Origin of the sequence: Rhodococcus ruber (assembly GCF_027270735.1) — a bacterium.
Taxonomy (GTDB): domain Bacteria; phylum Actinomycetota; class Actinomycetes; order Mycobacteriales; family Mycobacteriaceae; genus Rhodococcoides; species Rhodococcoides rubrum_A.
Genome location: NZ_JAPWIJ010000060.1, coordinates 1 through 207, shown reverse-complemented (window position 1 = coordinate 207; position 207 = coordinate 1). Strand labels below are relative to the sequence as shown.

Below are 207 nucleotides of genomic sequence, written 5' to 3'. Positions count from 1 at the left end.
GGCCGAGCGCGTGTCCACGGCACTGACCGCCTCGCATGCGTTCGAGAAGGAACGGCGTCGCGTCGCGGCGCTGGCCGAGGCCGACGAGGCCAAGACTCGACTGCTGGAGAACGTCGGCCTCGAGTTCAGGACTCCGCTCACCCTGTTGGCCGGCCCGCTGGACGCTGTGCGCGTGAGCACCACGTCGATCCTGACCGACTCCGACCG

1 protein-coding gene is annotated in these 207 nt (G+C 70.0%); it reads left to right on the top strand.

Annotated features, from left to right (window positions below; all coding sequences use genetic code 11):
• The coding region (locus tag O4220_RS27805) for a hypothetical protein (RefSeq protein WP_269608756.1) at window positions 1-207 on the top strand (207 nt) is incomplete at both ends.